Below are 7,368 nucleotides of genomic sequence, written 5' to 3' on the forward strand. Positions count from 1 at the left end.
GAACTCTTCTCGCCGCGGGCGCGATTGACTTGACACCGCGGCGACCAGGCACCGGCGGCCGGTGGTGCGGGGCGGAGCGCGCGGCGGCCCGCACCACCCCCGTTCGCCACCGCGCCCGGCGGCCGCCACCCGGTCGGCGACGCACTGTCACACGTCGGTGCCGGGTCGTAACCACCGGCGAGTTCGACCCGTTGGAGGGGGTATGGGCTTCACCATCGGCGCCACCCGCATCCTGTCCGGTTCACGGCGACGCACCGGCCGCGTGGCCGCGGAGTGCACCGCCGTCGCGGAGTACACCGGCCTGTGGGGCTGGGACGTCGTGCCCGGCGCCCGCGCCGCCGCCGGCCGCTGCTCCTGCGGCGACGGAGCGTGTACGGCACCGGGCGCGCATCCGATCTCCTTCGCGCCCGAGGTGCCGGCCGGGGCGACGCTGGACGAGGCGTCCCGGGCCTGGGCCCGCTTCCCCGGAGCGTCGCTGATGCTCCCGGTGGGGCGGGCCTTCGACGTACTGGAGGTCGCCGAGGCGGCGGGCCGCCGGGCGCTGGTGCGGCTGGAGCGGATGGGGCTGCCGCTGGGTCCGGTGTGCGTGACGCCGGCCGGGCGGGCCCGCTTCCTGGTCGCGCCGGGCGCGGCGGCGCAGCTTCCGCAGTTGCTGTACCGGATGGGCTGGGACGACGCCGACCTGGACCTGCGCTGCCTGGGCCCGGGCGCGCACATCACCGCGCCGCCGTCCGACCTCGGCGGCCTGGGGCCGGTCCGCTGGCTGCGCGCCCCCGCCCCCGACGTGTGCGCCCCGCCGCAGGCCCGGCTGCTGCTGGGCACCCTGGCGTACATCTGCCACCGTTCGGCGGCCGCCCCGGCCTGAGCGCTCCCCCGCCGGACACGCCTGAGGGCGGCACCCCGAGGAACGGGTGCCGCCCTCAGGCGTGCGGGGCCGCGCGGGCGCGGAAGGAGGGGGAGCGCCCGGTGCGGGCGCTCCCCCTCTTCCGCGCGTGGGCGCCGAGGCGGTCAGCCCTCGCCGATCAGCGCGTCCACGAAGGCGGCGGGCTCGAAGGGGGCCAGGTCGTCCGCGCCCTCGCCCAGGCCGATCAGCTTGACCGGGACGCCCAGCTCGCGCTGGACCGCGACGACGATGCCGCCCTTGGCGGTCCCGTCCAGCTTGGTGAGCACGATGCCGGTGATGTGCACCACCTCGGCGAAGACCCGGGCCTGGATCAGCCCGTTCTGGCCGGTGGTGGCGTCCAGCACCAGCAGGACCTCGTCCAGCGGGCCGTGCTTCTCCACCACCCGCTTGACCTTGCCCAGCTCGTCCATCAGGCCGGTCTTGGTGTGCAGCCGGCCGGCGGTGTCGATGAGCACGACGTCGGCGCCCTCGGCGATGCCCTCCTTGACCGCGTCGTACGCGATGGAGGCCGGGTCGCCGCCCTCGGGGCCGCGCACGGTGCGGGCGCCCACCCGCTCGCCCCAGGTCTGGAGCTGGTCGGCGGCGGCGGCGCGGAAGGTGTCCGCGGCGCCCAGGACGACGGAGCGCCCGTCGGCGACCAGCACCCGGGCGAGCTTGCCGGTGGTGGTGGTCTTGCCGGTGCCGTTGACGCCGACGACCATCACCACGCCGGGGACGTCGGCGGCGGACTCGGTGTGCACGGTGCGGTCCAGGTCCGGGCCGACCAGGGTGAGCAGCTCCTCGCGGAGCAGGGTGCGCAGCTCGGCGGGGCTGCGGGTGCCGAGCACCTTCACCCGCTCGCGCAGCCGCTCGACGAGCTCCTGGGTGGGGGCGACGCCGACGTCGGCGGTCAGCAGGGTGTCCTCGACCTCCTCCCAGGTGTCCTCGTCGAGGTGCTCGCGGGAGAGCAGGGTGAGCAGGCCCTTGCCGAGGGTGTTCTGCGAGCGGGCGAGCCGGGCGCGCAGCCGCACCAGGCGGCCGGCGGTCGGTTCGGGGACCTCGATCTCGGGGGCGGGGGGCGCGGCGACGACCGGGTCCTCGACGGCCGGCGGAGCCTCGACGGCCTCTTCGGCGGTCGGAAGGTCCACCTCCTCGATGGTCCGGCGCGGTTCGTCCCGTGGGGTCTCCGCCTCCTCGCCGACGCGCGGTTCGGTGGGCGGTGCGGTGATGGTCGGCGGCGCCGGCGGGGCCTCCGGCGGCGGCAGCCGCTTCTTGCGGCGGGTGCCGACGACGAGGCCGCTGATCGCGCCGATCGCGACCACGGCGATGACTACAGCAAGGATGAGGATGTCCATAACCCGTCCAGTATCGGCCACGGCGGGCGTGGCGGATGGTCACCGGGTGCCGGTGCGGTGCGTCCGCTCATGTCCCGGGTCCGCCGGTGCGCCGGCGGGCGTACTCGGGACCAAAGACCTGTTCGGGGCCCTATGCGGAAGAACGTACGATGCCGTGCATCCCCCGTTTCCCGTTCGGAGCTGATCCATGCCCCACGCCTCCGAAGGCGCCACCGCCTCCGCCTCCTCCGCCGTGAAGGGCGCCGAGGCCGCCGTCGAGTCCGCGGTCGAGACCCGCGGTCTGGAACCCGTCCCCGACGCCGAGCGCACCGGCCGGGTCCGTGAACTCCTGCCCACCTGGGTGGCCGCGAACATCAGTGTGCTGCTGCTCACCATGGGCGCGGGCCTGGTGGTGTTCAACGGCCTGAACTTCTGGCAGGTGCTGATCACCGCCGTCGCCGCCCCGCTGCTGTCCTACGGGCTGGTCGGGCTGATCTCGATCGCCGGCAAGCGCGGCGGCTCGCCGGGCATGGCGCTGTCCCGGGCGGTGTTCGGCCAGCGCGGCAACCTCTTCCCCGGGACGCTGATCTGGGTGGCCCGCTGGGGCTGGGAGACGATCAACGCGGTGACCGGCGCGTACGCGGTGCTGACCGTGCTGGACCTGCTGTTCGGGGTGGAGTCGAGCACTCCGCTGATCGTGGTGGTGCTGGCGCTGTTCGTGGCGGCGACCTTCCTGGTCTCCGGTCTGGGCATCAACGCCCTGCGGGTGTGCAGCACCTACTCCACGTACCTGTTCGGGGCGTTCTCGGTGCTGGTGCTGGTGTACCTGGTGGCGAACACCGACTGGAGCGCGGTCTTCGCCAAGCCGGCCGGCTCGACGGCGATGATGGTGGCCGGCATCGGCACCATCGCGGCCGGCGGGATCAGCTGGGTGCCCTCCGGCCCGGACTTCACCCGCTATCTGCCGCGTACCGCTTCCAGCCGGGCCGTGGTGGGCACGACGATCGGCGGCGCCGGGATCGTGGTGCTGCCGATGGTGCTGATGGGCGCGGTGATGGCGGTCGGCACGCCCGACCTGGCCTCGGCGCAGGACCCGGTGTCGTTCATCGGGGCGCTGCTGCCGGCCTGGATCTCGGTGCCGTACCTGCTGATCGCGCTGATCGGGATGCTGCTGATCAACTCGATGTCGATGTACTCGGCCGGCTTCACCGCGCAGACCCTCGGCATCCGGGTGGGCCGGGCCTGGGCGGTCAGCGTCAACGCGGTGATCTCGCTGGTCTTCGGCTTCCTGCTGATGGTGGTGGCGACCAGTTTCATCGGTTCGTTCATCTCCTTCCTGACGCTGCTGGCGGTCGCCTTCTCGGCGTGGATCGGCGTCTTCGGCGTGGACATGCTGCGCCGGACCTCCTACGACGGCGCGGCGCTGATGGACACCGGCCGCACCAGCGCCTACTGGTACCGGGGCGGCTTCGCCTGGCCGGCGATGGCGGCCTGGGCGGTCGCGCTGGTGGTGGGCCTGCTGTTCACCAGGGTGGACTGGTTCGCCGGGCCGCTGGCCGGCTCCTGGATCGGCGCCAACGGCCCTGGGCTGGCTGGTGACGGCGGCGGTGGCGGCCGTGCTGTACGCGGTGCTGCCCGGCTCCCGCCCCCGGCCGGGGCGCCCGGCCGCCGAGGACGAGCCCGAGCGGACCGCCGTGTCCGTCTGACCCGGCCGCTTCCGTACGCTTCCGGGCGCTTCCGGACGTACGAAGACCGCCCCGCATCTCGTCTGGCCGAGGTGCGGGGCGGTCGCCGTATGAGGAGTGGGCGGCAGCGGGGTCGGTCAGCCCATCTCCTCCAACGCCTTGCCCTTGGTCTCCTTCACGAACTTGAGCACGAAGGGGATGGAGAGCACGGCGAAGGCCGTGTAGATCAGGTAGGTGCCGGAGAGGTTCCAGTCGGACAGCGACGGGAAGCTCGCGGTGATGGCCCAGTTGGCGATCCATTGCGCGGACGCGGCGACGCCGAGGGCGGCGGCGCGGATCCGGTTGGGGAACATCTCGCCCAGGAAGACCCAGACGACCACGCCCCAGGAGAGGGCGAAGAACAGCACGAAGACGTGCGCGGCGATCAGCGCGGTGACGCCCTGGGCCTGCGGCAGCTTGCCGTCGACGAGGTCGGCGGAGAAGGCCCAGGCCTCCAGGGCGAGGGCGATCGCCATGCCGACGGAGCCGACGAGGGCGAGCGGCTTGCGGCCGACCCGGTCGACCAGGACCATCGCGATCACGGTGCCGACGATGTTGATGATCGACGTGGTGAACGAGTAGAAGAAGGAGTCGGCCGGGTCGATGCCGACGGACTGCCACAGCGTCGCCGAGTAGTAGAAGGCGACGTTGATGCCGACGAGCTGCTGGAAGACCGACAGGCCGATGCCGACCCAGACGATCGGCAGGAAGCCGAAGCGGCTGCCGAGCAGGTCCTTGAAGGAGGACTTGTGCTCGCGGCGCATCGCGGTCTCGATCTCGGCGACCCGGGCGTCCAGGTCGACGCCCTTGCTCTCGACCTCGGAGAGCACCTCCTTGGCCTTGTCCCTGCGGCCCACGGAGATCAGGAAGCGGGGCGACTCGGGGATGGCGAAGGACAGCAGCCCGTAGAGGACGGCCGGGACGACCATCACGCCGAGCATCCACTGCCAGGCCTCGAGGCCACCGATCTTACCGCGCTGGTCGTCGCCGGCCATGCTGAGGATGGCGTAGTTGACGAGCTGGGAGACGGCGATGCCGATGACGATGGCGGCCTGCTGGAAGGAGCCGAGCCGGCCGCGGTACGCGGCGGGGGCGACCTCGGCGATGTAGGCCGGGCCGATGACCGAGGCCATGCCGATGGCGAAGCCGCCGACGATCCGCCACATGGCCAGGTCCCACAGGGCGAACGGCAGGGCGGAGCCGACGGCGCTGATGGTGAACAGCACGGCGGCGATCCGCATGCAGGCGATGCGGCCGATGCGGTCGGCGATCCGGCCGGCGGTGGCGGCGCCGATGGCGCAGCCGATCAAGGCGATGGCGATGACCTGGGCGAGGGTGGCGGAGCCGATGTCGTACCGGTCCCGGATGGCCTCGACGGCGCCGTTGATGACGGAGCTGTCGTAGCCGAAGAGGAAGCCGCCCATGGCGGCCGAGGCCGTGATGAAGATGACGTGCCCGAGGTGTTCGGGGTGGGCCGTCCTGGCCCCCGACGACGGTGGCTGCGCGCTGCTGGTCACGTGAACTCCTGGAGCCCGGCGCCGTCGCCGGGCATGGGGGGCGAGCCCTTCAAGTGGGGCACAACTTCATGCCGCCCACCACTTGAAGGTAAACACAACGTTGCCGACCCTATGTCTTCAAGTTTCGAAGTCAATAGTCGGAAAGCCCCAAGCTTTGCGGTACCGGATGCCCGGCAGGCTTCATGTTCTGAACATGAGTCGCGGAGCGGCGCGTTCGGGTCAGCGCAGCCGCTGGCTGATGACCTTGGAGACCCCGTCGCCCTGCATGGACACCCCGTACAGGGCGTCCGCGACCTCCATCGTCCGCTTCTGGTGGGTGATCACGATGAGCTGGGAGCTCTCCTGGAGTTCCCGCATGATCCCGATCAGCCGCTGGAGGTTGGTGTCGTCCAGCGCCGCCTCGACCTCGTCCATCACGTAGAACGGGCTCGGCCGGGCCTTGAAGATCGACACCAGCAGGGCCACCGCCGTCAGGGACCGCTCCCCGCCGGACAGCAGCGACAGCCGCTTGACCTTCTTGCCCGGCGGACGGGCCTCGACGTCCACCCCGGTGGCGAGCATGTCGCCGGGGTCGGTGAGCACCAGCCTCCCCTCGCCGCCCGGGAAGAGCCGCGAGAAGACGCCTTCGAACTCCCGGGCCGTGTCCCGGTACGCCTCCGTGAAGACCTGCTCGACGCGCTCGTCCACCTCCTTCACCACCTGAAGCAGATCGGCCCGCGTCTTCTTCAGGTCGGCGAGTTGCTCGGACAGGAACTGATGCCGCTCCTCCAGCGCCGCGAACTCCTCCAGCGCCAGCGGATTCACCTTCCCGAGCTGCTGGTACGCCCGTTCGGCCGACTTCAGCCGTTTCTCCTGTCCGGCCCGGTCGAAACGCACCGGCCGGTTGCGCGGGTGCTCCGGGTCCTCCGGCAGCTCCTCCCCCTCGGCCGGCGGGGACGGCGGTACGGCCTGGTCGGGGCCGTACTCGGCGACCAGCACCGCCGGCTCCACGCCCAGCTCCTCCAGTGACCGGGTCTCCAGTTGCTCGATCCGCAGCCGCTTCTCGGCGCCCAGCACCTCGCCCCGGTGCACCGAGTCGGTCAGCTTGTCCAGCTCCGCCTTGAGGTCCCGGCCCCGCGAACGGGCCGCGGCGAGGTCGGCCTCCCGGGCGGCCTTCGCCGCCTCGGCGGCCGCGCGCCCGGACTCGGCTCGGGCCGTCGACACCTCCACATGGGCCAGCAGTCGCCGTGCGCCGGCCGCCACCGCGGCGGCCACCTCGGCCTCGTACCGCAGGCGGACGCGGCGCTGCTCGGCGCGGGCGCGGGCCTCCCGTTCCGCCCGCGCCCCGCGGTCCAGCGCGTCGGCCCGGCCTGCCAGGGCCTTCACCCGCTCCTCGTGGGTGCGGGTCTGCAACCGGGCCTCCATCTCGGTCTGCCGGGCGTTGGCCCCGTCGGCGGCGAGCCGGTCGCGCACCGAGGTGTCCGGGTCGTCCTCGACGGGCGCCTCCTCGGCGACCAGCAGCCGCTCGGCCAGTTCCTCCGCCTCGGCGGTGGCCCGCTCCAGGGCCTCCTCGGCGCGGGCGGCGGCCGCCGAGGCGCGCTCGGCCTCGCCGGCCGCGCCCCGGGCCTGGCCGGCCAGCCTGCCCAGCGCGGCGGCGGTCGCGGACCGCTCCCGGTCGGCCGCCCGCCGCCGCTCGCCGGTCTCCTCCACCGCGGCCCGCACCTCCAGCAGGCTGGGCGCGCCCGCCGAGCCGCCGTGCGCGTACCCGGCGGCCAGCACATCGCCCTCGGCGGTGACGGCGGTCAGCGTCGGATGGGCGTCCACCACCGCCTCCGCCCCCGCCCACCCGTCGACGGCCACCGCCCCCGCCAGCAGCCTCCGCACGGACGGCAGCAGCTCCGCCGTCCGTGCGGAGGCTGCTGGCGGGGGCG

General features: G+C 73.2%; 4 protein-coding genes and 1 pseudogene. 2 read left to right on the forward strand and 3 right to left on the reverse strand.

The window, feature by feature from the left end; all coding sequences use genetic code 11:
* Positions 1 to 202 precede the first annotated feature (202 nt).
* Positions 203 to 865, forward strand: coding sequence for a bifunctional DNA primase/polymerase (locus C6N75_RS18020; RefSeq protein ID WP_105869931.1), 663 nt, complete (start codon positions 203 to 205; stop codon positions 863 to 865).
* Between the two features lie 143 nt (positions 866 to 1,008).
* Here C6N75_RS18020 and ftsY read toward each other — a convergent pair whose 3' ends face one another.
* Positions 1,009 to 2,238, reverse strand: coding sequence for a signal recognition particle-docking protein FtsY (gene ftsY, locus C6N75_RS18025; RefSeq protein ID WP_105869932.1), 1,230 nt, complete (start codon positions 2,236 to 2,238; stop codon positions 1,009 to 1,011).
* A gap of 187 nt (positions 2,239 to 2,425) precedes the next feature.
* Between ftsY and C6N75_RS18030 the strand changes: the two are divergent.
* Positions 2,426 to 3,923: pseudogene (locus tag C6N75_RS18030) on the forward strand (cytosine permease).
* A gap of 116 nt (positions 3,924 to 4,039) precedes the next feature.
* On the opposite strand, the gene C6N75_RS18035 reads toward C6N75_RS18030, so the two are convergent.
* Positions 4,040 to 5,458 carry a sugar porter family MFS transporter gene (locus C6N75_RS18035; RefSeq protein ID WP_105869933.1) on the reverse strand — a complete coding sequence of 473 codons (1,419 nt, stop codon included), beginning with the start codon at positions 5,456 to 5,458 and terminating at the stop codon, positions 4,040 to 4,042.
* Positions 5,459 to 5,677: 219 nt separating this feature from the next.
* Positions 5,678 to 7,368, reverse strand: a 1,691-nt coding sequence (locus C6N75_RS18040) for an AAA family ATPase (RefSeq protein ID WP_146132602.1), incomplete at its 5' end; no start/stop codon positions are given.

It is taken from the genome of Streptomyces solincola (assembly GCF_002982015.1).
Taxonomy (GTDB): domain Bacteria; phylum Actinomycetota; class Actinomycetes; order Streptomycetales; family Streptomycetaceae; genus Streptomyces; species Streptomyces solincola.